Annotated in this window: 26 protein-coding genes; 17 read left to right on the top strand and 9 right to left on the bottom strand. The window is 51.1% G+C overall.

Annotated elements, in window-relative coordinates:
* The first annotated feature begins 13 nt into the window (after positions 1-13).
* The 6 genes from manD to ABMA60_RS15505 all read left to right on the top strand — a co-directional run bounded on the left by manD (position 14) and on the right by ABMA60_RS15505 (position 8,025).
* Positions 14-1,225, top strand: a complete 1,212-nt coding sequence (manD, locus tag ABMA60_RS15530; RefSeq protein WP_392804867.1) for a D-mannonate dehydratase ManD — start codon at positions 14-16, stop codon at positions 1,223-1,225.
* Positions 1,226-1,248: 23 nt separating this feature from the next.
* The gene (locus tag ABMA60_RS15525) at positions 1,249-2,676 is read left to right on the top strand and encodes a mannitol dehydrogenase family protein (protein WP_392804864.1); all 1,428 of its coding nucleotides are present in this window, start codon (positions 1,249-1,251) and stop codon (positions 2,674-2,676) included.
* Positions 2,677-2,781: 105 nt separating this feature from the next.
* Positions 2,782-4,137 (top strand): oxygen-independent coproporphyrinogen III oxidase, encoded by a 1,356-nt coding sequence (gene hemN, locus ABMA60_RS15520; protein WP_392804861.1) that lies wholly within the window; start codon positions 2,782-2,784, stop codon positions 4,135-4,137.
* A 481-nt stretch (positions 4,138-4,618) separates the two neighbouring features.
* Complete coding sequence (locus ABMA60_RS15515) at positions 4,619-5,797, top strand: DUF262 domain-containing protein (RefSeq protein WP_392804859.1); 1,179 nt, start codon at positions 4,619-4,621, stop codon at positions 5,795-5,797.
* Positions 5,790-6,542 (top strand): hypothetical protein, encoded by a 753-nt coding sequence (locus ABMA60_RS15510; RefSeq protein ID WP_392804856.1) that lies wholly within the window; start codon positions 5,790-5,792, stop codon positions 6,540-6,542. Before ABMA60_RS15515 ends, ABMA60_RS15510 begins: the two co-directional genes overlap by 8 nt.
* Positions 6,543-6,892: 350 nt before the next feature.
* A protein-coding gene (locus tag ABMA60_RS15505) for an IS3 family transposase (RefSeq protein ID WP_392805021.1) occupies positions 6,893-8,025 on the top strand; the annotation gives its coding sequence in 2 pieces (ribosomal slippage) (positions 6,893-7,136 and positions 7,136-8,025; 1,134 coding nt in all).
* Between the two features lie 192 nt (positions 8,026-8,217).
* Here the strand turns inward: ABMA60_RS15505 and ABMA60_RS15500 are convergent.
* Entirely contained in the window at positions 8,218-9,099 is an 882-nt protein-coding gene (locus ABMA60_RS15500) for a transposase (RefSeq protein WP_392804853.1), read from the bottom strand.
* A gap of 166 nt (positions 9,100-9,265) precedes the next feature.
* On the opposite strand from ABMA60_RS15500, the gene ABMA60_RS15495 reads away from it, so the two are divergent.
* Positions 9,266-9,499 (top strand): VOC family protein, encoded by a 234-nt coding sequence (locus tag ABMA60_RS15495; protein ID WP_392804850.1) that lies wholly within the window; start codon positions 9,266-9,268, stop codon positions 9,497-9,499.
* Positions 9,500-9,631: 132 nt separating this feature from the next.
* Here ABMA60_RS15495 and ABMA60_RS15490 read toward each other — a convergent pair whose 3' ends face one another.
* The gene (locus ABMA60_RS15490; protein ID WP_392804848.1) at positions 9,632-12,814 is read right to left on the bottom strand and encodes a hypothetical protein; all 3,183 of its coding nucleotides are present in this window, start codon (positions 12,812-12,814) and stop codon (positions 9,632-9,634) included.
* A 285-nt stretch (positions 12,815-13,099) separates the two neighbouring features.
* On the opposite strand from ABMA60_RS15490, the gene ABMA60_RS15485 reads away from it, so the two are divergent.
* The 4 genes from ABMA60_RS15485 (at position 13,100) to ABMA60_RS15470 (ending at position 15,832) form a co-directional block, all read left to right on the top strand.
* Entirely contained in the window at positions 13,100-13,663 is a 564-nt protein-coding gene (locus ABMA60_RS15485; RefSeq protein ID WP_392804845.1) for a hypothetical protein, read from the top strand.
* Positions 13,664-13,977: 314 nt separating this feature from the next.
* A complete protein-coding gene (locus ABMA60_RS15480; RefSeq protein WP_392804842.1) occupies positions 13,978-14,421 on the top strand; it encodes a DUF6196 family protein in 444 nt (147 codons plus the stop codon).
* A gap of 64 nt (positions 14,422-14,485) precedes the next feature.
* Positions 14,486-14,884, top strand: a complete 399-nt coding sequence (locus ABMA60_RS15475) for a GFA family protein (protein WP_392804839.1) — start codon at positions 14,486-14,488, stop codon at positions 14,882-14,884.
* A gap of 210 nt (positions 14,885-15,094) precedes the next feature.
* Positions 15,095-15,832 carry a Tim44-like domain-containing protein gene (locus tag ABMA60_RS15470; protein WP_392804836.1) on the top strand — a complete coding sequence of 246 codons (738 nt, stop codon included), beginning with the start codon at positions 15,095-15,097 and terminating at the stop codon, positions 15,830-15,832.
* 323 nt (positions 15,833-16,155) lie between these two features.
* Here ABMA60_RS15470 and ABMA60_RS15465 read toward each other — a convergent pair whose 3' ends face one another.
* The 3 genes from ABMA60_RS15465 to ABMA60_RS15455 all read right to left on the bottom strand — a co-directional run bounded on the left by ABMA60_RS15465 (position 16,156) and on the right by ABMA60_RS15455 (position 18,806).
* A complete protein-coding gene (locus ABMA60_RS15465; RefSeq protein WP_392804833.1) occupies positions 16,156-16,650 on the bottom strand; it encodes a flavin reductase family protein in 495 nt (164 codons plus the stop codon).
* A gap of 123 nt (positions 16,651-16,773) precedes the next feature.
* Positions 16,774-17,802: a methionine synthase gene (locus ABMA60_RS15460; RefSeq protein WP_392804831.1), complete on the bottom strand. Its 1,029-nt coding sequence runs from the start codon at positions 17,800-17,802 to the stop codon at positions 16,774-16,776.
* Between the two features lie 26 nt (positions 17,803-17,828).
* Positions 17,829-18,806: a DUF1852 domain-containing protein gene (locus ABMA60_RS15455; RefSeq protein WP_392804828.1), complete on the bottom strand. Its 978-nt coding sequence runs from the start codon at positions 18,804-18,806 to the stop codon at positions 17,829-17,831.
* Between the two features lie 316 nt (positions 18,807-19,122).
* On the opposite strand from ABMA60_RS15455, the gene ABMA60_RS15450 reads away from it, so the two are divergent.
* The 4 genes from ABMA60_RS15450 to ABMA60_RS15435 all read left to right on the top strand — a co-directional run bounded on the left by ABMA60_RS15450 (position 19,123) and on the right by ABMA60_RS15435 (position 21,416).
* Positions 19,123-19,395: a CopG family ribbon-helix-helix protein gene (locus ABMA60_RS15450; protein ID WP_392804826.1), complete on the top strand. Its 273-nt coding sequence runs from the start codon at positions 19,123-19,125 to the stop codon at positions 19,393-19,395.
* The gene (locus ABMA60_RS15445; RefSeq protein WP_392804823.1) at positions 19,392-19,673 is read left to right on the top strand and encodes a type II toxin-antitoxin system RelE/ParE family toxin; all 282 of its coding nucleotides are present in this window, start codon (positions 19,392-19,394) and stop codon (positions 19,671-19,673) included. The genes ABMA60_RS15450 and ABMA60_RS15445 overlap by 4 nt, the downstream gene beginning before the upstream one ends.
* A gap of 678 nt (positions 19,674-20,351) precedes the next feature.
* Complete coding sequence (locus tag ABMA60_RS15440; protein ID WP_392804821.1) at positions 20,352-20,918, top strand: hypothetical protein; 567 nt, start codon at positions 20,352-20,354, stop codon at positions 20,916-20,918.
* 117 nt (positions 20,919-21,035) lie between these two features.
* The gene (locus ABMA60_RS15435; protein WP_392804819.1) at positions 21,036-21,416 is read left to right on the top strand and encodes a hypothetical protein; all 381 of its coding nucleotides are present in this window, start codon (positions 21,036-21,038) and stop codon (positions 21,414-21,416) included.
* On the opposite strand, the gene ABMA60_RS15430 is transcribed toward ABMA60_RS15435, so the two are convergent.
* The 3 genes from ABMA60_RS15430 to ABMA60_RS15420 form a co-directional block, all read right to left on the bottom strand.
* A complete protein-coding gene (locus tag ABMA60_RS15430) occupies positions 21,413-22,000 on the bottom strand; it encodes a hypothetical protein (protein ID WP_392804816.1) in 588 nt (195 codons plus the stop codon). The two genes, ABMA60_RS15435 and ABMA60_RS15430, sit on opposite strands and share 4 nt — an antisense overlap.
* A gap of 165 nt (positions 22,001-22,165) precedes the next feature.
* A complete protein-coding gene (locus ABMA60_RS15425; RefSeq protein ID WP_392804813.1) occupies positions 22,166-23,485 on the bottom strand; it encodes a Na+/H+ antiporter NhaC family protein in 1,320 nt (439 codons plus the stop codon).
* A 175-nt stretch (positions 23,486-23,660) separates the two neighbouring features.
* Positions 23,661-24,041 (bottom strand): VOC family protein, encoded by a 381-nt coding sequence (locus ABMA60_RS15420; RefSeq protein ID WP_392804811.1) that lies wholly within the window; start codon positions 24,039-24,041, stop codon positions 23,661-23,663.
* 138 nt (positions 24,042-24,179) lie between these two features.
* On the opposite strand from ABMA60_RS15420, the gene ABMA60_RS15415 reads away from it, so the two are divergent.
* Both ABMA60_RS15415 and ABMA60_RS15410 read left to right on the top strand, forming a co-directional pair.
* A complete protein-coding gene (locus tag ABMA60_RS15415; RefSeq protein WP_392804809.1) occupies positions 24,180-24,641 on the top strand; it encodes a VOC family protein in 462 nt (153 codons plus the stop codon).
* Positions 24,642-24,699: 58 nt separating this feature from the next.
* On the top strand, positions 24,700-25,260 hold the full coding sequence (locus ABMA60_RS15410; protein ID WP_392804807.1) for a dihydrofolate reductase family protein: 561 nt from the start codon (positions 24,700-24,702) through the stop codon (positions 25,258-25,260).
* 60 nt (positions 25,261-25,320) lie between these two features.
* Here the strand turns inward: ABMA60_RS15410 and ABMA60_RS15405 are convergent, their stop codons facing one another.
* Positions 25,321-26,220 (bottom strand): SDR family NAD(P)-dependent oxidoreductase, encoded by a 900-nt coding sequence (locus tag ABMA60_RS15405; protein ID WP_392804805.1) that lies wholly within the window; start codon positions 26,218-26,220, stop codon positions 25,321-25,323.
* Between the last annotated feature and the right edge of the window lie 29 nt (positions 26,221-26,249).

Below are 26,249 nucleotides of genomic sequence, written 5' to 3'. Positions count from 1 at the left end.
GAAAGGAAAGCACATGAGAATCAGCGATGCTTATTTGATCGTCTCGGCACCGGGACGCAATTTTGTCACGCTCAAGATCGTCACGGAGTCGGGCATTTATGGAATTGGCGACGCCACCTTGAACGGCCGTGAAATGGCCGTGGTCGGCTACCTGGAAGAGCACGTTATTCCGGCTTTGATCGGTCGTGACGCCAGCCAGATTGAAGACATTTGGCAATACCTCTATCGCGGCCCGTACTGGCGTCGTGGTCCGGTCACCATGGCCGCCATTTCCGCGGTCGATATTGCGCTGTGGGACATCAAAGCCAAGGCCGCGCAAATGCCGTTGTATCAATTGCTTGGCGGTAAAAGCCGTGAGCGTGTGATGACTTACGCCCACTGCACCGGCCAGGACATCGACGGTTGCCTGGCCGAAGTGCAAAAGGCAGTCGATGCCGGCTACCTGGCGGTACGCGTTCAGGCCGGCGTACCCGGCATTGCCACCACCTACGGCGTCGCCAAAAAAGCCGGCGAACGTTACGAGCCAGCCGATGCCGACCTGCCGGCCGAGCACGTTTGGAACACTTCCAAATACCTGAACCACGCGCCCAAGTTGTTCGCTGCGGTGCGGGAAAAATTCGGTGACGATCTGCATGTGCTGCACGACGTTCACCATCGCCTCACGCCCATCGAAGCGGCGCGTCTGGGCAAAGAAGTCGAACGCTATAAATTATTCTGGCTCGAAGACTGCGTTGCCGCCGAAAACCCCGAAGGTTTCAAACTGATTCGCGAACACACCACCACACCGCTGGCGCTCGGTGAAGTGTTCAACACCATTCACGATTACCGCGAACTCATTGTTAACCAATGGATCGACTACGTGCGCGCGCCGCTGAGCCACGCCGGCGGCATTACTCATGTGCGCCGCATTGCCGATCTGGCGTCGCTGTACCACATCCGTACCGGCTTCCATGGTGCCACTGACTTGTCGCCGGTTTGCCTCGGCGCTGCCGTGCATTTCGATACCTGGGTGCCCAACTTCGGCATTCAGGAACACATGCCACACGAAGCGCTGACCGATGAAGTCTTCCCGCACGATTATCGTTTTGAAGACGGCCACTTTATTGTCGGTGAAACGCCCGGACATGGCGTCGATATCGACGAAGAAAAAGCCAAACAATACCCCTACAAACGCGCCAGCCTGCCGGTCAACCGACTGGAAGACGGCACGCTCTGGCATTGGTAACAGCGGTTGGTGAGTTCGGATTTATGACTTCAGATATTGGCATCGTTCATCTGGGCCTGGGCGCTTTTCATCGCGCCCATCAGGCGGCCTATGTGCAGGCTTATTGCGACCGCACCGGCGATACCGGCTGGGGTATTTGCGCGGCTAACTTACGCTCCAACGCAACGCTGGTCGACGACCTGGCAACGGCCGATTATCGCTATCATCTGGTGGCGTTTTCCGACCGCGAACATTACCAGATCAACAGCATCGACAGCATTCAGCGCACCCTGTTCAGCGGCCGCGACAGTAACGGCAACTGGGGCCGCGACCTGGATGCATTGCTCGAACAACTGAGCGACCCGTCGGTGCACATCGTCACCTTAACGGTCACCGAAAAGGGCTACTTTTTAAGCCCTGCCGAAGGCCGTTTATTAACCGACGCCGACGACCTGGCCGCCGACATTAAAAACCCGCAACAACCACGCACTGCGCCGGGCATTCTGGTGGCAGCACTGCGCCGCCGTCGTGCCGCCGACACCGCGCCTTTCACCGTGCTCAGTTGCGACAACATGCCGCATAACGGCGCACGTACGCGCAGCGCCGTTATGCAATTGGCTGCGCTGCACGACGCCGATTTGGCGCAATGGATTGCCGACGAAGTCGCCTTTCCGTCGAGCATGGTCGACCGCATCGTACCGGCCATGACCGACGCCGAATTCGAGCGCCTGAAAACCCTGGGCATCGACGACCACAACGCCGTGGTCAGCGAAGCCTTTACTCAATGGGTTATCGAAGATCACTTCCCCAGCGGCCGCCCCGACTGGCAGGAAGACGGCGTGCAAATGGTCGCCGACGTAGCGCCATTCGAGACCATGAAACTGCGCCTGCTCAACGGCAGCCATTCGTTGCTGGCTTATCTGGGCAGCCTGGCCGGTTTCGAAACCGTCGCCGACACCGTGGGCAACGCCACCATTCGCGACTTCCTGCGTCGCTATATGTTGAGCGAAGCCGCGCCGACTTTGTCCATGCCCGAAGGCACCGACCTGCACGACTACTGCGATAAACTGCTGCAACGTTTTGCCAACGACAGCCTGAACCACCGGCTGCATCAAATCGCTATGGACGGCTCGCAGAAGCTGCCGCAACGTTGGTTAAGCGGTGCTCAAGAGCAGCGCCAGAAAGACGCCGACCTGCCCTGCACCGCGCTCGGCATCGCCGCCTGGATTCGCTACTGCCAGGGTGTCGATTTAGCCGGCCAAAGCTACCCGGTGAGCGACCCGCTGGCCGACGACCTGGCGCAACTGCATCAGCAACACAGCGAGGTGGCAGCGCTGGTTGCAGCCTTCTTCGCACAAAGCGCTGTCTTCCCCACCGCCCTGGCCCAAGACAGCCACTTTGTCAGCCAAGTATGTGAATGCTACAAAGCACTGGAACAAACGCTGCGCTTCCAGCAAGACTGGCCCGCCTGACCGGGCGGCCATCCCAACCTTGACCCATATCAAAACGCGACCGAGCGGAAGGCGGCACACTGCCGCCATTCCATTACTGAACTCACAGAAGCCGGTCCGCTCGCCATGCAACTCGCCCTCTACGAAAAATACGATCTGCGCCTGCCACGCTACACCAGCTACCCCACTGCGCCGCATTTTCACTCTGGAATCGACGGCGAACAGCTGAGCCAATGGCTGGGCGAACTGGACCCAGAACAACCGCTGTCGCTCTACCTGCACGTGCCCTACTGCGAAAAAATGTGTTGGTTTTGCGGCTGCAATACGCAGATCACCCATCGCTACCAACCGGTCGGCCAATACGTCGACTTACTGCTCGAAGAAATCGACCAGCGCCTGTCACTGTTGCCGCCAGGCCAACGCTTTAAAGTCGCCCATCTGCACTTCGGCGGCGGCAGCCCGACCATCCTTTCCGCCGCCGATTTAACCCGCATCATGGACCAGCTGCGCAGCCGACTGGATATTTTGCCGGACGCCGAAGTCGCTCTGGAAATGGACCCGCGCACCTCGACCGAGGCCTTTATCGACGCCATGGCTGCCAACGGTTTCAACCGCGCCAGCATCGGCATCCAGGACTTCAACCCGGCGGTACAAAAAGCCGTCAACCGCGAACAAAGCCTCGAGGAAGTCGCCGCCATCATCGAGCAACTGCGCGCCAAAGGTATTAACGGCATCAACGTCGACCTGATGTACGGCCTGCCCAACCAGAGCGTCGCAACCCTGATCGACACCGTCGACCAAACCATCGGCCTGCGCCCAGACCGCCTGTCGATATTCGGCTACGCCCACGTCCCCTGGATGAAGAAACACCAGCAAGTCATCGCCACCGACAGCCTGCCGGGCGTAGAAGACCGCTGGGCGCAATACGAAGCCATCCAAAACCGCCTGGCCGCCCACGGCTACCAGGCCATCGGCCTCGACCACTTCGCCCACGCCAACGACAGCCTCGCCATCGCCCAGCGCAACGGCAAACTGCACCGCAACTTCCAGGGCTACACCACCGACAACGCCGAAGCCCTAATCGCCTTTGGCCCCTCAGCCATTTCCTCACTGCCGCAGGGCTACGCCCAAAACCTCACCGGCGTCGGCGACTGGCGCAAAGCCATCGCCCAAGGCCAAAGCGCCCTCGCCAAAGGCGTCGCTGTCGATGCCGAAGACACCCTGCGCCGCGACATCATCAACCGCCTAATGTGCGACCTATCAGTAGACCTAAACGACGTCTGCGCCCAACACCACAGCTTCCCGGATCGGTTTCTACCGGAGTTAGACCGAGTTCGCGAAATGACCGGTGACGGCATTGTGGAAGTAGAGGGTTGGCGGATTCAGTTGACCGAGACTGGGCGCCCGTTGGTTAGAGCGGTGTGTGCGGCTTTTGATGGGTATTTGGAGCAGAGCGAACAGAGGCATTCGGCGGCGGTTTAGAGGGCGGGCTGAACCAGATCTATAAGTGGCTTTATAAGTTGTTGTATTAGTGGGAGTTTTATTCGGAAATGCCTGATTCTGGATAACTCCCGCTACCTCTTCCAAGCAATTCCCTTCCCAAAAGCGGACACAAACGCGCCTGTCTTTCTTGAACCTCATCACAGAGTGAAGGCATTCTGTCGAAACTGCTGTATGCGGTTACAACTCGAGGAATTGGTGTGCCTTGTAGCTGGCCGGGCGGTAGCGTTTTAAAGCAAAATTATTTAGTTTTCAGCGTCGTCACTGAATTATAAATTAAATGAGTGCATTAGGAGATTGAAAACTCCTTACTTACGGGCTACGCCTTTATATGAAAATAAAATATTCATTAATCTATAGCCGGCCAAGCGAATACACCTAGATAACACCAAACTATAAGATCAGCTATAACAATAGGTAATAATTCAGGTAGAAACCAAATCCAAAACCAAAAGGAAATTTAATGAACAACAGAGTTTACTATGGGGAGTACTCCCTGAAACATTGGATTAAACTTATACTGAAGCGAAACATCATCCTCCCCGACTACCAACGGTATTTTGTCTGGAGTGAAAATAAAGTAGAAACCTTGATTGATACATTCAGAAAAAACCAGTTTGTACCTCCAATCACGATTGGATCTTTTAATTCAAATGGAGAAAATACTAATTTAATTCTCGATGGACAACAGAGAATCACAAGCATCGTACTAGCATATCTGGGTTTATACCCTGACATTAGCACATACAGAAAGGCCATAGAGGAGTTTGCTAATGACAATGACAATCCCAATGAAGAGGAACAATTTGATAACATTTTGGAATGGAATATCAATTCCTTAACAGAAAAAGGAAAAAGCAAGGAAGAAATACTAAGCAACATATTAGATAACAACTACAAATCAACCACATTAAATTTGACCGATGATTTTCTTGACAATAATTTCTTAGGATTTTCATACCTTGTTCCAAAAACACTTGATGAAAACGAACAACAAAGATACTACTCCTCAGTTTTCAGGAATATTAATATCCAAGGCGAACCATTGCTACCACAGGAAAGCAGAGCTTCACTATACTTTCTCGACCAGAGCTTGGTTAACCTATTTTCCCCTGATTTCTCTAAAAAAATATCAATAAAAATATTCAACAACACAACGAAATCAGATTTCATAAGATATCTATCATTGCTGGCACAGTACCACGAAAATGGAGATGAAAAGAAAGTAGCCAGAAGTTACAAACAAAGAATGGAAAAATACTACGAAGAATATATTTATACTTCAATCAATGACGAAGTTTCATCTATATTCGGAAAATTCTCAGATATATTTCCGAATAAAAATTATCACACCGGGCTTCACAAACTAGAGGTCTACCTCCAGGATCTAGGTTATTTCAGAAACTTCTCTTCTATAATCGAAATGGACATGCATTTGTTTGGGATAGTCTATTACGCTCTATTTCTCAATGAAAATATAGATACATCCAACTCAAGTAAACTAGCAAAAGACCTAGAAAACTCCATTTCAAAATTCAAAAATGATCCATCTCATCAGAAAAACCCGAACAACCTGGGCCATCTAAGAAATCGAATCAAAGAATCAATAAAAATATATGGATACTACCTAACCAATGACTAATAATAATTTCATTTTATCCTCAATATCAACCATGCTTGAAGATGCCGCCTCTGCTACAAATAGTACAAGCGACGGAATCGAGACATTCCCTTTATGTGATTACATTATGCAGTCGGTTTTTTTGAAAATGACAGGTGCACTAGAGCAGAAAATGAAATCTATCACTTGGGAGATGGCAACAAACAATTACGAATATCGATATAAAAGATATTCCAAAAAACCTCTAGGCGAATGTTCTAGCTACCAAGAGAAGACAAGCGTATACAAAGACCTAATCGATCAAATAGAAAAAGTAAAAAATAGATCTTTTAATCCATCATCCATCAATAAATCAAAAATCTTATCCGATACCACTATGCAGGTAGAAAATTCATTTTTTAACTCAAACTTAATGATTTGGGCACAGAGAAGTTTCAATGATTACAGAGCAATTTGGAGTCTAGTATCCGAAGTCTTTTTCATTAAAGACAAATCTAATTTATTCACTGACAAAAGCCAGCTACCCAGTCCTGTTAGTAATCGAAACTCACTTGTCGACATGTATACCAAACACTTGTATCGCCATCGAAATAAAATTGCACACAACACATTATCTTATCAGCAAAACCTACCAACGTTAAATACCTTAGTAGATATCGATTACAAGTACGACAACTACTTCGTCTATTTTTCTATATTGATACTGATAGATGAGATTTTCATAACATTATTTAATGAATACCTGAACTCATTGGAAAACTACTAAAGGCCTATGATCACTCCTAAGATTCACTCCAACTAACCCACTACTTCCAGTTTTCCCAAGTTTTTAGCCCGATTTTAATTGTGACCACCAGACGATACTGGACAACTATTGAGACAAGCTTATCGATGCTGGTGCAGTTAACAGCTAACTGGACATATATGGACGCCCGACCATAGTCAAGGCATAGCAGCCCTTCAGGTTGGGCGAAAGCCCAACGCCTTTGTTTTATTTTGTCACTGCCATTATAAAAAGCTAAAAGGATAAAAAGCTAAAAGGACACCCTGACCTGCCCCCAACTTTCTAATCCAAAGCGAACTTAGTAATGTTCATCACCAGAGAGGACGATGAACATGAAGAAGCGATTCACCGAAGAACAGATCATCCCCATCCTGAAGGAAGCCGAAGCGGGTTTGCCCGTCAAAGAGCTGTGCCGGAAGTACAGTATCTCGGATGCCACCTTTTATACCTGGCGGAAGAAGTACGGCGGCCTTGAAGTCTCTGAGGCCCGTCGCCTCAAAGCCTTGGAAGACGAGAACGCCCGGCTTAAAAAGCTGCTGGCCGAGTCCATGCTGGATACCGAAGCCCTGAAGGTAGCGCTGAACCGAAAGTACTGACCGTCGAGAACAAGCGCGAGGCGGTACGCTCCATGCTCTTACAAACCCAGGTATCGGAGCGCAAAGCCTGTTCACTCGTCGGGTTATCCCGCGCCACCTTAAGGTATCAGCCCAGGCTGTCTGTAGAGGATCGGGTGTTGTCAGATCGCATTCGATCCATTGCCTATGAGCGTCGCCGGCTCGGTTACCGGCGGGTCCATCAGATGTTGCGTCGAGAGGGAACGGAGGTGAACCACAAGAAGGTCTACCGACTGTATCGCGAAGCCGGACTGGCGGTTCGCAAACGCAAGCGCCGTCACGGCGTGATGGTTGAGCGACAGCCGCTGATATTACCTGAAGCGCCGAACCACACCTGGTCAATGGATTTTGTCATGGATGCGTTGGCCACGGGTCGTCGCATCAAATGCCTGACCATCGTGGATGACTTCACCAAGGAGTGCCTGGATATTCCGGTTGCCATGGGAATAACCGGTAACCAAGTGGTTCGAACACTCGATGCCATTGCCGCTTTCAGAGGCTATCCGAAGGCGATCAGAACCGATCAAGGTCCGGAGTTTACGGGCAAGGCGTTGGATCAATGGGCGTATGACAACGGCGTAGAGCTGAAATTGATCCAGCCGGGAAAGCCCACGCAAAATGGTTACATCGAGAGTTTTAATGGGAAGTTCCGGGACGAATGTCTTAATGAACATTGGTTCCGAGACTTGGCGCATGCGCGGGACGAAATCAACCGTTGGCGACTGGATTACAATGAATGCCGACCGCACTCATCGCTGGATTATCAAACGCCTTTGGAGTTTGCAGCGATGGTTCGAAAGGCGACAAAAGGTTCAAACGTAACGGACATTACTAGGACGCCGCTGGAGTGAATCTTGGGGGCAGGTCAACCCAACATAGCGTAGACGGCGCTTAAAACTTCAAACATGCAACACGTTTCAGTTGCCGTATTAATGGTTAATTCGTCCAATCCTAATGTGGAGTGTATACGCAGCGTTATTACCGGATTTCAGGCACAACGAAACACTGAAGAAGATCAGTAGGCGGAAGTTTTAAGGCTTGTATTATTGAGTCAACAGTACCGAAGCAGAGCGCCCTGGCGTTCGTTGGTACCCTAACTTTTGGCATGCACTGATCAACGAATGTGTTGAGCCAACTAAATTCTTAAATGAGCTTTCGAAGTGCGTTGAAGTATAGAGCCATTTGTCAGTATCGATATTGAGTCGCTCCAAAATCGGCGGAAGCGAATCATCCATACGGCCTCGTTTATTTTTGCGAATTTGCCGTCCTGTCCAATCCAACAGTTCCAGGTAATCTTGAAGCCGAAAAGGTAAGCCTGCCGGCATATCCTGGCGGTGGTACCCAGCAAAAGGGTGTAGTTCTTTCGGTTGCTCCGGTCGAGTTGAGTTGTCACTGGTTTGTACTTTCCTAATCCGTTGTTGTGCTGAGGTATAGTCTGACCGTTCCGGGCTATTGGCCATTTTGGCTCTGATGGGATTGAGATCGACATACGCTAAGCAAGCGGCTAGCGCCCTTTCATCTAGTAGCGCTTGAGATTTAAAACGACCTTCCCAGAAGCGGCCTGTGCACTGATCTTCCGCATTCGCTTGCCGGGCAATGCCTTCGTTCAATACCCGCATAAACCAGCTGATGTCCATCAGATGGTCGCGCCACTGTACAACCAGGCTTTCTACAGCTTCGATTTCGGCTTCCGTTTGAAGGGAACGGGTTAAATACCGGTGTGTCAGGGTGGTTCCATTGAACAAGGTGTGCCATCGGCCAATCACTTCACTCGTGCTCCAAGCTTTAGCCTTATCCGCATTGATATGGAGCACAATATGATAGTGATTGGACATCACCGCATAGGCACAAACATCCAGCGCAAAGACTTGGGCCAACTCTAGTATTCGATTTTCGATCCAGCCGCGCCGGTGTTCGTAGTCCACGCCTGTCTGCTGATCCAGACCACACAGAAACGCTCGCCGTACACAGCGGGAGACGCAGTGGTAATAGGGTGTTGCTTCGAGTGAGATGAGACTCTTCCTTGGTTTAGGCATATCCATCGACCCTGATAAATATACAGTAGTCTGATGTTGGCGCTGTAGAGCCTAGGTGTCAAGGCTTAAGGTGGGTGTCCAGGTAGTTCACGAAGTCGCGCCGAAGGAAGTCTCCGAGTGCATCCTGTCACTTCCCGCCAGCTCTGAGGCAGAAGTGGATTCACTCGTGAGTAGAGTTCGAGCCGCTGGAGGAGAAATTGCCGCCGGTCCGGAAAGGGAATCGTGGGGATACTCGGCCACGTTCAAGGATCTGGACGGCCATGTCTGGATGGCTGTCCATTCGCTGTAAGCGAGAACCTGCTGGCAGCTAATAGGATGGCAGTTAACAGGACATATATGTCCTGGTAGTTGGGAACAGCCAAACGGAAACAAAAAAACCGGCTCCGCTTTTTAGGCGGACCCGGTTGGGTTGAGCTGGGTATTAGTAGAGGTAAACAGCGCCGGCGCCGATGGCCAGGTCATCATTACTCGGGTTGACGTTTTTACCACTTCCACTTTCAAACATTGCACCAACGCCCAAGGTTAGGCCGTCGCCGCTGAGGTCAACCGCGCTGCCGAAGAGATCCAGTTTTCCAGGGTTTTTTGCTTTTATATAACTTTCAAACTGCCATTGGTTATTGCGCAGAACATAGCTGTAGGCAGCGCCTGACCAATAGCTCTCATCAGAAGGGACCGGGTTTTGCTGGCTATTGCCATTCAGACCGGTACCGAGGCCGGACTCTGAACCGGCTCGGCCGTCTGTAGTGCCATAAAGATGCCTATAGAAAGAGTTTGTACCAACAACCAGACGGGTCCCGTCATCGCTGAGGCTTAGCGTTCCTCCAAACATATTCTCTTTGTCGGTATTACTCGCTTTAATATAGGCCACTTGCTCATGTTGACCATTGCTGTCAATGGCAAAGAGATACGCCGCGCCAGATTGTTCGCTGGTGTTTGTATTGCCGACTTCGGGCTGCTGTAATCCGATGGCATCGCCGTCCTCCAAAGGGGCGCCCACAGCTAACAAATTGCCCGCCGCATTCAGGCTGACGGCATCTCCGAAGAGGTCACGCTCATTAGGAAAACGAGCTGTAATCGCCTCGCCTTGTTGCGACCAACTGCCGTTGACTTCTTTGAACAGGTAAGCAGTACCCGCCAAATTATTTGCTTTTGGTGCACCAATGGCCAACGCCGTGCCTGCGTCGTTTAAACTGACACTGAAACCGAATTGGCCCGTACCGGCAACCGAGAGCGCGTCTCCAAATTGTGTCCAACCCGTGCCCTCTTTTGGTTTAAAAATGTAAACCTTGTTTTCCTCTTTCGCGCCCACCGCCAGCACCGTGCCCGCGGCATTCAGGCTGACTGAGAAGCCGAAATGGCCACTGCTCGTGGGCGAACCGGAGGTTAAATCTTTTATTTTCTGCCATTTACCATCGCTGTATTGGAATAGATAGACGGCACCTACCCCGGACGCCGTACTCCCACTATAGCGATATGCTCCCACGGCCAAGAGTGTACCGTCTGCGTTTAGGCTGACTGAATTGCCAAATTGAGCGCTGGCCCGAATATCGCCCGCTTTCAAATAAGTGGAATACTGCCAAATGCCCTGATCGTCTTTTATGTAGATATAGACGGCGCCGGCATCGGGTTTGCTGTTGTCTGCTTGGTTATCGCTCAGCCCGCTGTCTTCCCCCGTTGCCCCCACCGCCATCACCGTGCCAGCTTTGTTCAGACTGACGCTGGAAGCGAACCGGTCTTCACTCTGCGTATTACTCGCCTTCACATAGCCAATGGCAGGGACCAGGGATTTCTGACTCGTGTAGTCAAAAGGCAGAACTTGGCTGACGCAGGCGTCGTTCTGGTTAGTCCGTTGGTAACAGGTTTTGAGTGAGTATCGAGCGTTGGTCAGCGCATACAGCGGTACGCTGTGTTGGCGACTTTCTATTTTACCATTCGCGTCCGCTTGGCTGGCCGGAATATCCTCGTCGGTTATGGGTACATAGTCTGCCGAACCCAAACTTTCCTCCAGTCGGTAATAGTCGGCACCGTTAACGTGGTCCCAAGAGAAGTTAAAGGTTTTTATTTTGGTGGCAGCGGGCGTTAAATTTAATTCAGCGGCCTGAAGTGCAGCGCAGGTTACTTTGACACTGGTAATACTCAGTTGATTGCTGTTTTGAACGACGTTGTTTCCACCGTCGATGATGCACTGCTGGTTATCCGGCTGTTTGGCTACGCTGACGGTATATTCGGTGCCTGCGTGCAGTCTGCGGGAAAAGGTAAATTCAGTCTCACCGGTGTTTAGGGTGAGTGTGTCTGGTTTGGCATTTTCGCCTGATACTAATTGCAGTGTCAGTGAGCCAAGGAGGTTCTGGACCGTTCCGCCGATGCTGTAAGTGGTTGCGCATTCGATAAGCAGGTCATCCACCATTTTGCCATCGATGGCACCTACGTTATTTTTTATGGAGCAAGCTTTACTCTCCGGTTTTCCGTCAATACTAACGCTGTACTGAACTTTGTCTCTGAGCTTGGTGTTAAACGCAAAGGTGAAATAGGCATTGCCGTTGCCAGTGAGTGTTTTTGTTTCGCTTTTGTTATCGCCATAGCTGAGTTTCAGTGTCAGTTGGTTGCTGTTTCCACCTAACCCATACACCTTGCCACCCACGTTGTAGGTAGGCGGGGTTATGCATTCGACCGACAGATCATCAATGGCCTGTGCTCCCATTTGGCCGGAGCTGGTTGCCAGGGTCGGGGTGCAGATTTTGTTGTCCGGCTGTTTCTCAACGCTGAGCGAATACTGAGCGCCCTGTTTGATTGGGTTAGCAAACGTAAAGCCGATGGATGCTTCATTGTTGCCGGTAATGTCGTGTGTTTGGCTGGGCTCGCCTTCGTCGGCAATGCTCAGTTTCAACCTCACTGTGTTGCTGCTGTCACCCAGGCCGTTCACCTGGCCGCCGATATCAAAGGTTGCTACGAATGCGCAGGCGATGGACAGATTGTCGATGTCGTCACTTTCAATGGTGCCGCTGTGTTCACCGATGAAGGTGCAGCTTTGGCTTTCCGGCTGACGAGCGATGCGAACGGAATAGTCCACGCCTTGTTTTAACGGCTGGGTGGAAAAATGAAACTTGGCCTCACCGGCGGGTTCAGCATTCTGAGTGATTGCCAGCGGTTCACCGTCGTTCAATTGCAGTTCGAGTGTGCCCAACAAATTATCGATGCTGCCGCTGATGGTGAAAGTTGGAACATCGACACACTCGATGCGAATGTCGGTGACGTTGTCATTGCCGACCTGGCCTTGCTTATGCTCCTCCTCAAGACTGCATTCCTGAGTGGCCGGCTGTTGGGCGATTTCTATGCTGTAATCGTCGCCGGTTTCCAAACGGGTTTTGAATTTGAATTCACCGTTTTCGGTGATCGGGAGCTCTTCATCGTTATTCAGTTTGACAGTTAATTGGTCGTCTGGTGCTAAACCGGAGACCGTTCCGATAATGAAAAAGCGCAGCTCGGCCGGGGGTTTGGGAGTCGGTTTGGGTGTGGTGCTTTCATTGCAACCAGCCAGTGCTACAACGGCACACAGCAGGGTCATCAGGCCGTAGTAAAACGACCGTTTTGGGTGAGTGATCATGGGTTGGCCTCGCCGTTCCTTTTAAGTAGATAAACAGAGCGAGAAACAGAGGATGTTACCTCGCTCTTTCCAGAACCGAAGCTTAAGGGGTGGCCGTTTGAATTTTCGTTTGACTATCCGTTTGACTTTTTAGAAATATCGTTAAAAAGTGTGACGTGCTGCATATATCTGACAAAAGGTTCGCTGCCTGGCTGGAAACGCCCATTAAGCCATTCATCCGGGCGATTCACTTTAGTACGCCTGCCCGGTCAGCTCACACAAACACATCGCTCAGCGAGGCCCGTTTTGGCATTTAACAAAACCACCTTTTACGCCGATTTCAGAGACCACCTAGACAACTCCAAAGCGAAGGTCATCCAGGGAAAAACACCGAACCAAGTCGATACGCATCGAATATTCGAGGCAGCCGACAAAGCGTGCAAGAACCAAAGAAGGAGTTCTCCTGAAACAGATCAATCGTTTTGGAACAAGGGTGCGAAAGGCGAGCCCGATTCAAAGCGTGAGTTCTTATGTGACTATACCTACCACGATGAATATGGACGCATTCTCCTCGCTCTTGAGTGCGAATGGGGCAAGCAGCTATCGCCTGATACAACTATAGAGATGGTGTTGTACGACTTTAAAAAAGTACTGAATATGGCGGCGCCCATTAAAGTGATGGTCTTTGCCTATACCAGCCCAGACAACAAACGCAAATGCCTGGATAAGATGAAAAAGACAGCAGAGCACTGGCCGCCGGAGTCTCTCACCAACATGATCGCCGTCGCCTGCAATTGGTACGACGAAATGCACGGTAACAGCATTGATGGCTATTTTTGGAATGGGTCTGGCTGGGAAAATTTTAAATAACGCCAAGGCTAAAAACATGCTTATTGAGGTGAGCAATTCGAGAGGATAAAGGCGAGAGTTAACAAGGCACCCACTCTAAGAAAGGCTTACGGTGAATGTCCACGCAAACGCGCAAACGCCTTTAATCCAAAATCTCGGATGGTATCTGGTTAATCCGGCCTTGCTATGTGTTATCGATGACTATAGCTCACGAGCGTCGTATGCTCACCTTGGCCACGGTAGTGCTATGATGCCTTCCGCTCCTATTTTTCCAGTGCGCCTAAGTTAGATCAGGCACGGCAAACACCCAGCGAGTAACGATCAGCAGGTAAACAATGGTCCAAATCAGCAAAGAGACTCCAGAACAGACCGAGAAGCGACTTCGAGCCGTCATTTCTGAAACAGATTTTAAAGTATATCCCGGCGCCTACAGTTTCGAAGAATTTCCGTTATCCGATTTTCGTGATAAGGCCAACCAGGATGCTCTATGTTTGGTTCGCGACGATGAAGTTTGGAGTCAGCTCGTCCCAACAACTGAGCCATCGAAAGAACTGTTTAAAATTTTCTCTTTTCATTTTGATGGCTGCTCGGACAATAGTGGTTTCATAGGCTGGTTGGCAAACCATCTAAAACGAGAATTGGGAACGGGTTTATTTGTTGTGTGTGGCCAGAATACCAATCGAGACGGTATTTTTGACTATTGGGGTTGCCCGTTAGAACTTGGTGATCAAGCTGTAGAAGAAGTCCATAAGCTGATCAACTCTGCGACTCATCAGTGACCACCGAACCCATCCAATCTAAGTCACTGATCACAGTACCAAACAACAGTGAGGAGGCTTAATAATGAGCAAATTTACCGGCGGCTGTTTGTGCAACGCCATTCGCTACGAAACCACGGCGGAGCCGTTAAACCAGCGAATCTGTCATTGCCGTCTGTGCCAGAAAGCCATCGGCGCAGCCTTTAATGCTCGCGTGCTGATGCGTATTGAAGACGTTTCTATCACCGGCTCTGTGAGCACCTACCATTCATCTGAAACCTTAGAGCGCGGCTTCTGTTCACAATGTGGTGCCAGTGTGTTCTCCCGGCGAGCGGCCGCTGGGGTAATGGGCCTGACGGTGGGCAGCCTCGATGACCCGTCGCTGTTTAAACCGGATATGCATTTTTGGGTGTCGTCCAAACAGAGCTGGGTCACTCTTTCTGATGGCTTGCCGCAATATCCGGAAGGGGCTCCGGTTGTTTAAGCGGGCACCCGGCTTAGCATTCGTTTTAAATCGCCAACAGGCCGTTCACTTGTTCCACTCTAACCCAGCCTGGTTAGCCCTAGACGAATGCCGCCAGACCCGGTAAATATTCTATGCTTTCAGAACCACAAAACGGCACTGCCAGCGTATATCGTCTATATTGCCTGGCTTGGACCATTGGCAATGCGCGGTGAAACAGAAGGAACCGACATGAAGCAAAACAAACTGGCCCTCGTGGCTCTGGTCGTGCTCTCTATATTAGTACTCTCTGAACCAGCCTTTGCCGGACCGGGCGGAAAAATAGCCAGCGCTGCGTTCGAGTCGTTTTGGGGCCGTATTGGGCTTTTCATCCTGACGATCATTTTTCTTCCGATCATTATTTATGTCTATATGCGGGAGAAACGTGCGGAGCAACGTACCCGAAAAGACCTTCGCTTTATGTCTATGCACAGTTCCGATTTTGAATGGCTGAAAATACAGGAACGGTTGAAGGACTGTTTTTTCCGCATCCACTCCGGCTGGGACGACGAAGATTTATCCAGCGCCAAGGAATGGATGACGGACTGGTACTGGCAGAACCAACAATTGGTACATCTTGAACGCTGGAAAAGAGATGGCCTTAAAAATGTGTGCGATGTGAAGAAGATCTCATATATCAAGCCTTTGCTATTTGTGCACCGCAATCGTGGTCAGGAACACGAAGATTCAATGGTTGTGATATCCGTTCGAGCCAGGATGAAAGACTATCTGCAGAATATAAACACGGGAAAAGTGGTTGAAGGCAGCAAGCGATACAAAGAGGTCAACACCATCTGGTCTCTCACGCTGAACGATGGTCAATGGCGAGTTTCCAACATCGATGCGGGCAGCATGTCGCTGGCTTACGCAAAAGTCGTGAAGGACTTGCCAGACATTCAATCCACCCTCATTTCCAGTTCGCGCGTTTAAAGTGAGCAGCGGTCAACGCCGGCACTGGATGATACTGGTGCCGGCCTTTTAGCGGGCTGCAGACAGCCTTTTTGCAACACGCTCCCTTACCCTTGCCTCGGTCACCGGCTACCATTTTACAGTGCTCTGATCACGCTGAGCTTCACTTAAAACAGATTTTGATAATAAGACGGCTTTTATCAGCGCACTGTTAAGCGCACTGTTAAAAGAAGAGCAAACTTCAATTTTGCGCGGACTGCAGATTAGGCGTTGCCTGGTCATTACATTGAGCCGTCATAACGCCAGCTAAGAGCTAACGGATTACCCAATACTTAGCTCACACTCTAACCAGCCAAACTGCGATATTGCCCTTTAAAATACAGCAGTGGCTCGGATGCGGGCTCATTCAGATTCAGCGCCTTGACTTCACCCAGCACAATCAGATGATCGCCGGCGGCGTGTTCGGTGTGAATTTCACAATCGAGCCAATGCAGGCTGCCGGCAATCAGCGGATTACCCAGAGGCGACCTTTGCCAGTCCACATCGCGCCATTTGTCGTTGCCTCGCTGGGCAAACTGGTTGGAAATACTTTGCTGATCACCGCTGAGAATATTGACGGCAAAGCGACCGGCGCGACGGATTTTCGGATAGCTGAGCGAACGCGACATGACGCTGAATGACACCAAAGGCGGTTCCATCGATACGCTGTAGAAAGATTGACAAGTGAAGCCGACTGGCTCGTCTTCATGCTGTGAGGTAATAACGGTAATGCCCGAGGCAAAGTGCCCGAGCGCTTCACGAAATTGCAGTGGCTCGACCGCTGCGCTGAGAAGGGACATGGTAACTCCTGAATCGTCGGTGCCGTTCGATTGAGTTTGGGATGAGACGGCCGCCGGTGTTCGACGGCCGTTTGTTGCACCTGTGTAGGAACGGCAGAGCGCCAAAGGGTGCGGCAAGCGCGCTTAGCTGGAAAGCTCTTGGCGAACGATGGCAGCACCAGCGCTTAAAGCTTCCAGCTTGCCGCGAGCGACCTGGCGAGACAGCGGCGTCATGCCGCAGTTGGTGCAGGGGTAGAGGTTTTCGGCATCGACAAACTGCAGCGCCTTTCTTAAGGTCGCGGCGACTTCCTCTGGCGTTTCGACCGTGTTAGTCGCCACATCGATAGCGCCGACCATCACTTTCTTACCGCGAATCAATTCAATTAAATCCATAGGAACGCGCGAGTTCTGGCATTCCAATGAAACGATATCGATATTCGACGCCTGCAGCTTGGGGAAGATCTCTTCGTATTGGCGCCACTCGGAGCCAAGCGTTTTCTTCCAGTCGGTGTTGGCTTTAATACCGTAACCGTAGCAGATGTGAACGCCGGTTTCGCACTCCAGCCCTTCGATGGCTTTTTCCAGCGCAGCAATACCCCAGTCATTCACTTCGTCGAAGAAGACGTTGAACGCCGGCTCATCGAACTGAATGATATCAACGCCGGCGGCCGCTAATTCTTTGGCTTCCTGGTTAAGGATTTTGGCAAATTCCCAGGCCAGTTTTTCGCGGCTTTTGTAGTGACCATCGTAGAGCGTGTCGATCATCGTCATCGGGCCCGGCAGTGCCCACTTAATCGGTTGGTCGGTCTGTTTCCGCAGGAACCTGGCGTCTTCAACAAAGACCGGCTTTTGCCGACTGACCGCGCCGACGACCGATGGCACGCTGGCATCGTAGCGGTCGCGAATTCGTACGGTCTCGCGCTTTTCGAAATCGACGCCATCGAGGTGTTCAATAAAGGTGGTTACAAAGTGTTGGCGGGTTTGCTCGCCATCGCTGACGATGTCGATACCGGCGCGCTGTTGTTCGTGCAGCGATATTTTCAACGCGTCCAGTTTGCCATCGACCAGTTCTTCACCTTCCAGCTTCCAGGGCGACCAGAGTTTTTCGGGCTCGGCGAGCCAGGAAGGTTTCGGCAGACTGCCGGCGGTTGAGGTTGGTAGTAATCGTTTCATAGGTGTCGTCTTATCTATTCAGTTAATCAGGCAGCTTTGTTCGCGGCCCAGTGATCGAGAATGTTCTGGTAGGGTTTAATAAAGTGCTCTTCGGCGAATTTCCCCTGCTTCACCGCCAACTGACTGCGCTCTTCCCGATCGTAAACAATCTGTGTGAGCGAGTAATCCTGGTACTTTAAGCTCGGCTGATAAGTCTGTGCCGCTGTCGAGTTGGCGTTGTAGATTTCCGGGCGATAGATCTTCTGGAATGATTCCATGGTGCTGATGGTGCTGATCAGCTCCAGATCGGAATAGTCACTCAATAAATCGCCACAGAAATAAAAGGCCAGCGGTGCCTGGCTGTTAGGCGGCATAAAGTAGCGCACTTTCATGCCCATTTTGCCGAAGTATTCGTCGGTCAACGAATACTCATCCTGCTTGTATTCAACGCCCAGTACCGGGTGGTGGTTATCTGTCCGGAAATAGGTTTTGGTCGTTGAAACGCTCAGGCAAACAACCGGCAGCTTGCTGAAGTTTTCTTGATAAACGGCGGAATTCAGGAACGACTGGAACATCTTGCCGTGCAGGTCACCAAAGTTTTCCGGCACGCTGAACTTTGGTCTGTCTTTATTGTGCTCCAGCAGCAAGACACTGAAATCGTAGTCGCGCACGTAGGACGAGAAGTTATTGCCGACAATGCCGTCAATACGCGAGTTGGTTTTGTGATCAACGATATTGGTTTTCAGCACTTCCATGGTGGGAAAGGTTTTGCCATTGCCTTCCACATCGATATCGATGGAAATGATGTCCAGCTCGACCGAGTAGCGATCGGCGGTTGGGTTATCCCAGTGCGCCAGCGCGTTGAAGCGGTTGTTAATCATGCGCAGAGTATTCTGCAAATTTTCCTGACGACGCTCGCCTCTGGCCAGGTTGGCAAAATTGGTGGTCATGCGGGTGCTGTCCGCTGGTTGGTAGTTCTCATCGAAACGAAGGCTGTTGATGGTGAACCCAAACTCACTGCTCATTGCAATAGTCATCCTGATACTGGTGTTAAGCGCTGAAGGTACGGCTCGCTGCGGGGCTTGGTCAGTTGCCCGGCTTTGGCCGAGCGACTCTTAGGTGAATTGCCTTCAGAAGGAGAGGAAGTCTAGGCGGAATCCATATTGAACAAAAGTGAGGAAATATCACGTCATTATTAGTTTCATTCATAATGTTGTGGGCCGGAGTTTCTGTGGTGGCGCGGGGCCCACTTCCCACAGCTATACCAACCACCTCTTATGCTTTGCTCCCCAGTCACACTATGATGTAATACATTGTAGTTACCTAATGGGAGGGTACCTTATGAGCGTCACCACTGTTCGCCTTCAGGCTGAGATTGAACAGCATTTGGAAACCATCGCTAAACAGCTTCATCGCAGTAAAGGCTGGGTCATAAACCAAGCATTGTCGGAGTACATCGAAAAACAGCAACTGGAGCAGGCGCGCTGGCAGCAGACACTGGAAGCAATGGAATCCGCTGCCCAAGGAAAGGTCGTTGATGCCGGCGAGGTTCATACTTGGTTGAATAGTTGGGGAAGCGACCGCGAGCAGGATGCACCGGAGGTCGATCAGTGAAATTGGTTTACACGGATGTAGCCATTGCAGATTTGAAACGACTTAGAGAGTTCATCGCCGTTCATCATCCGTCTGCTGCTTCAAGAATCGCTACAGAGTTGCTTGAGAAAGTCACGTCACTGCCTGACTTTCCAGATATAGGAACGCCAGTTGAGCTGGCCCCCGTCCATGGTTCAATTCGAGACATTGTTTTCGGTAAATACATTGTTCGCTACTCAGTGCATAACACCACGATTATCATTCTTCGGGTATGGCATGAATTAGAAGGTGAACGTTAGCCGTTTACTCACCACGAAAACTCTAGGAGAAAGAACAATGTACGGCTTGATCGGAAAACTGTTAGCCCAGCCGGGCCAGGGTGAGGCTTTGTCGGGTATATTGCTGAATGGCGTTGTAAGCATGCCAGCTTGCCTAAACTAGGTGGTTGCCAAAGTTTCGAGCGACGAAGATGCCTTTTGGGTCGCCGAAGTGTGGCAGAGCCAACAAGCGCATCAAAAATTCTTAAAGCTGGAATCGGTGCACAATGACACCAGCAAAGACAAACCAATAATTGCCGGTTTTTGACCAGGCCACCAGACATCGGGCTAATGCATCGGACTAAATAATGGCCAGTCAAATAAGCAAAGCACTAAGATTAGTAAGCAATGCCCTCGCCTGGTTCTTGTACGGAGTTGGACTGGTATCGCCATTAACCCCTTCAACAGGTACGCCCGGTTTTGGGGAATTGCTAGTATTTGTTGGACTGCCGCTTAGCTTACTGTTCTATACGTGGCACAGTTACTCATATCCAATCGCAAAATATGCAGTATTATTTCAGGCCTTAGCTATTCTTTGCTTTACCTGCTGGTTGCTTTTAACTCAGACGGGGTATTGAAGAATGGGCAAGAATAGATGACTGAAACAAGTCGCTTACTGTTCAGCCGCGTCCAGGCTGAGTGCAGATCCAAGGAGCAATGATGGATTTTTTTCTTAAAGCAAAAGCATGGCAGGTGTTTTCCTTTCTAGTCGGTATCCCCATTGTTACTCAGTTGGTAATGTTTAAATTTTTTCTGGGTCTTATCTATAGCGACCCCAAACTATTTTTGATTATCTTCTTGGGTGCCATGCTGATCGGTGGCGTCGCGTATCTGTTCTGGATTTGGACATTGGGTGTCGGTATCAACCAGCGCATTCAATCCGAGATCCGCCCCAAGGTTAAATTCTTCAAGTTTAGCGTCATCTATAGCGCCGCTCTTTTCATCACTTATCCGTTGCTGACGGTCCTAGCTCTGACTAATGAAAATGGGGGAGGAATCGGACGATTATTGTTCCTGCTCCAGATGTTTGGTTCGTACTGCATACTCTATGGCTCTTATTTTATTGCTAAGAACCTCGTTACTTTCGAGAAAGGCGAACCGATAAAATTCCGGTCGCAACTCGGCACTTTGATACTGCTGTGGATTTTACCACTCGGCATTTGGTTCATTCAGCCACGTATCAATGAGGTGTATGGGTCAGTAGATACCGATCATTTTGATCAGTAAACCTGACTCAATAGAGCGGTTAACGGTGCAACTCTGGGTCGCCCTGTTTGGTGGCACTGATGTCGGCGGCCGCATCAACGCTGGCGAATTGTCGAGACCACCTTTGGTTGGTAAAACATGAATTATCGATGCTGTGGCAAGATCAGCAGACCGAAAGTCCACTTTAAGGCGAATCCGGCTGACGTCTTTGGTATTGCTATTGTTGGTGGCTTTTTTCTGGTCGTACTTTTGTTAATTGCCTGGGGCTTAACCGCAGCGCTTTGGTCTTCTATGTTATCGGGCGAGTTTGGAGAGCACCGGCGCGTTTATGGCATTTTCATTTTACGAAGCGGCTCCGGCCTCATTACTGGACTTATGGCTCTTGTCATCGTTATACCGATTTTTCTACGGGTGCTGACATTCTTTGTGGACTACAAGCTGATAATCGAGACCCACTGCCGGCTTTGTGGCAGCCGGAAAATTGTTGTTGACCTCCCCGATAAAGAAGATCCGTTTTAATAACCTGTTATTGGCACTTCGATTCCGAAATTCAGCGATGAAGCGTCGTGACTTTCGCCATTGATCTCGTAGGTCTGAAACCAATAACCGAGGTAAAAAATAAACCAGCCTGTACGAAGGCTAAACGCCGGCGGTGTATCAAACTCATCATCGCGGTGTTGGCCACCACGAACAGTGTATTGTGCAGACAACTCTTTGACGGCGCCCGCCTCAACATAAAAGCCACAGCCTAAGGCGCTGAACAAGGCACAGTCGTTGGTATAACGAATGCCCAGCTCCAATGGATATGACAGTTTGGAGTAACGGTCGTTATCGCTTTCGCCCATCACCGTTTTTACCCCTAAACGCGAGCGCAGCTCCAAACGGCCATCAATGGGTAACTCGGGTAGCAAGGCAACCGCACCGCCATAGAAATAAAGCCCATCTCCCAGGTCTATATCCCGATCCGGTTCACCTGAACGCTCAATGCTGTCCCAGCGATCACCACCGGTATGAGATTCAAAACCAAGCGTCACGTCGAGCGGCCAATCAGCCAGCGCAACCATTGGTATTGCCAGCGCAAGAAGGGTTAGTAGGCGTTTCATAGGCTGCCTTTGGTATTTTTATAAGGGCAGTGACAGTTTAGCCGATATTAATATTTGTGGATGAGTGCCGAGTAAGAAAGCAACCGGTAGCAAGGGTGGTTGTTATGAAATAAAGATCCCGGCTCAAGGCCGGGATGACTCGGTATAATGAGTTAATTATAACGCCTATTTCGCTTTCGCCTTCGGCCAGGCAAAGGCAATCGACAACAACGCCGCCAGTGCCAACACCCAGTTGTAACGAACCTCGGTCACCAGCGCCAAGGGCGAGACGCCCGCCAGCGACGCTGCCAACAGAATCTGTGCGCCGTATGGCAACAGACCCTGGACCACACAAGAGAAGATATCCAACAAGCTGGCGCTGCGGCGTGGGTCGACTTTGTAGCGTTGCGCCAGTTCTTTGGCGACCGAGCCGTTGATCAAAATCGCAACGGTGTTGTTGGCGGTGCACAGGTTAGTCAGCGCAACCGAGGCGCTGATGCTCAGTTCACCTGCGCGCTGTGAATCGGTTTTGGCACCCAGGGCGCGGCTGATCCATTCGATGCGACCGATCAACCAATCCAAACCACCTTCGCGTTTCATCAGCGCCGCCAGGCCACCGATCAGCAACGACAGAATCAGAATTTCCTGCATACCGCTGTAGCCGTCGTAAATCTTCGCGGACCAGGTGGCGACGCTAAATCCCTCGACACTCGCCAGTCCAATCACACCCGATACCAGCAGGCCGCTGAACAACACCAGAAAAACATTCACGCCGGCCACGGCCAAACCCAATACCAGCAGATAAGGCAGCATTTTAATCAGCTCGGGCTCGGGCAATTCGCCCAACTGAGCGCGACTGCTTAAGGCAAATAACCAAACCAGGGTGACTAAGGCCGCCGGCAAGGCAATCTTAAAATTCATGCGGAATTTATCGCGCATATCGCAACCCTGGGTGCGGGTCGCGGCGATGGTGGTGTCGGAAATGATCGACAGGTTATCGCCAAACATGGCGCCGCCGACCACGGTGCCGACGGTCAGCAGCAGCGGCAATTCGGTCGCGCCAGCCACACCAATCGCCAAAGGCGCTATCGCTGAAATAGTGCCCATGGAGGTACCCATGGCAGTGGCAACAAAGGCGGTAACGACAAAGAGCCCCGGCAGAATTAACGCCGGCGGCACCACGCTCAAAGCCCAGTTTACGGTGGCATCGACACCGCCAATGGCCGCTGTGACGCTGGCAAAGGCGCCGGCGAGCAGGTAGATCAACACCATGGTGATGATGGTGTTGTCGGCCACGCCCGCAACAAAGGCATCGAGCCGTTCGCTGAAACGCCCGTGCGCCAACAGCAACGCCAGAGCAATGGCAGGCAGAATCGCCACCGGTGCACTGATCTGATAGAAAGGCATGTCGACGCCCTGCGCCTGATACCAAAGACCACTGCCGACAAAGAGCAGCAGGAACAATAACAAAGGCACTAACGCCAAAGGAGATCGAGACAACGTCATGGTTTCTGGTTTCACTGTGATAGAACGCTTATTGGAATGGTTATTAAAGGTAGCTCGACTTACGCCGCGCCAAACCGAGCGCGGATAGTAAATACTTCGTTGCTCAAGCTCCAATAACAATAGCGTCTGCTGAAGTGCCTGCCGGGAATAAGTAGGTTAAGGCAGAGGCATTGGCTTACTGCCCCTCCGGCGGCTCCCACAACTCTACCTTGTTACCTTCCGGGTCCATCACCCAACCGAACTTACCGAATTCAGATTCGTCCGTCTGGTCGATAACCTGGCAACCTTCCGCGCGCAATTGGTTCAATAAGGCATGCAGATCGGCCACCCGATAATTCACCATAAAGCTGGCATGGCTGGGGGAGAAGTAGCTGCCATCGCCGACGGACCAGGTGGTCGTTCCTGCCGTGGGTTTGCCATCGGCATCGACCCAACGAAAAGCGGTGCCGCCCCAGCTTTGAACATCGATACCCAGGTGCGTCTTGTACCAGTCACCTAAGGCTTTTGGGTCTTCGGCGCGGATAAATATGCCGCCAATTCCGGTCACTCTTGTCATCACAATCCCCTTGCGTGCAAAGCCGCGCTCTTTAGGCACACATTAGTCCGGGGTTTCGTTGATGTCGATTTCTCTGCCTTCCGTTCGACTATGCTGCGTCGTTTCCAACTTGGAAGCCTAAGCATAGGATTAAACGCCATGTCGAAAGTCACTCCTTTTTTGATGTTCAACGACCAACTCGAGGCCGCCATCGCCTTTTATACGGCGACCTTTCCAGACTCCAAAGTCACCACCATGGCGCGTACCGGCGATGACGGCCCGGTGACGTCTGCCGAGTTCGTGGTTGGTGGACAGTCCTTTATGGGCTATAACGGCGGGCCTTATTTTCAATTCTCTCAGGGGTTTTCGTTGTACGTGAATTGCGAAGACCAGGCTGAGGTGGACGAGTACTGGAACAAGCTGCTCGATGCCGGCGCCACGACTTTGCAGTGCGGCTGGATTACCGACCCCTTCGGCGTGACCTGGCAGATCGTGCCCAAGCGTTTTATGGAACTGATCAACGACACCAACCCCAAGAAAGTCCAGGCCGTTATGGACGCCATGATGACCATGGTGAAGCTCGAAATTGCACCGCTTGAAGAAGCCTATAATCAGGCCTAAAGACCAGTAGGCGCAGCCGGAAAATTGATACCGAAATGCCTAATACGGAGTTATTAAAATGGGACTTTTAACCTTCAGCCTTAATCTCACTCTGGACGGCTGCGTCGACCATCTTGAGGGCATTGCCGACGACGAAACGCACGCCTTCTTCACCCAGATGATGGATGACAGCGGTGCCATGCTGTGGGGTCGGCTCACCTACGAGATGATGGAAGGCTATTGGCCAGCAGTGGCGCGTGGCGACGTTGAAGCGCCGCCAGCCATACACCAATGGGCGGTGAAACTGGAACAGCAGCCAAAGTATGTGGTGTCCAAAACGCGCTCAGATTTCCCCTGGACCAACAGTCACCACATCAGTGGCGACCTGGGTTCGAGCGTGCAAAAGCTGAAAGACGAAACCCCGGCGGGCGTTCTCGTCGGCAGCGGTCAACTGGCCACCGAATTGGACCGGCTCGACCTGATTGACGAGTACATTTTTCTGGTCCATCCCAGAATCGCCGGCCATGGTCCAACGCTGTTCCAAAGTGGCTTACCCAGTACGCGCAAACTGACGCTGATCTCGGCGAAGCCACTGCGCAATGGTGCCATTGCTGTGCATTACCGGCGGGAGCTGGGGTGATACTTAATGCTTCGATAAAAACCATCGAGCAGAAAGACAGCGCCAGGATCAACCAGATCATTAACTCCCCGGCGCGACAAAACCATCACTGTAGTCGAACAAACGCTGACCATAAGCAGTTTCGTCCTGCGGCATAAAGGGTTCGAGCAAATGACCTGTGTATTCCACATAGTCGCCGGAGGTGATTTTTTTGTCCTTCAGCAGAACTCGCGCCAGCATTGCCGCTGACCGCTTCGGTGTACTGGTGCCCTTCATAAACTTGGCCGCCATGGGTAACACATACTTCCATGCCAACCTCAAACCCAAGCTGCCTTCACGAGCCAAGCCAGTACCCGGCATTAAGCCCGGATCAATGGCAAAGTAAGAGCGCGATGAGCCGCGCGACGCTAAGTATCGGGCCATAAAAATATTCAAACCTTTCGATGTCGCATAAGCATCTCGGCTCGATTGTCTGGTATTGGCTTCACTGTGGTACTGCCCTTTGGCAAGCAGTTCTGGATCTCGGTAATGCGCCCCGGTAAAACCGAATGCTTTGGCGAGTTCAGGATGATGAGTCCCGCTTCCCACCCAGCCAATAATCGCCTCGTCAGTCAGCAGGTTCTCAAGTTTTCGCAGCAGCACAAAGTGCGCCAGATGATTCACGGCAAAGGTTTGCTCGAGATTATCTTTGGTGTAGATGGTTGTCTCGGCGGACTGCACGCCAGCGTTGAATATCAGGATATCAATGGGTGTGTGCAGTGAGTCGGCAGCGGCTCGAACAGTCGCCAAATCGGCTAAGTCCATCTCCAACAAACGGATGCGTTCTTGTTGTGCGCCAGAGAAGGTACTCACCAATTGCTGGCCCCGCTTTATATCGCGCACCGGCAGAATGAAATGAATGTCTTTGTGACGGACCAGTTGCTTAACCAAGGCCAAACCCAAACCGGATGTGGCGCCGGTTATTAATGCAGTCTTTTTCATCGTTGGATTCCCAAACAGTGCTTTCACAG

It is taken from the genome of Saccharospirillum sp. HFRX-2, assembly GCF_043196805.1.
Classification (GTDB): domain Bacteria; phylum Pseudomonadota; class Gammaproteobacteria; order Pseudomonadales; family Natronospirillaceae; genus Saccharospirillum.
Note: the sequence above shows the minus strand (reverse complement) of the source record. Positions and strands in the feature narration are given on the sequence as shown.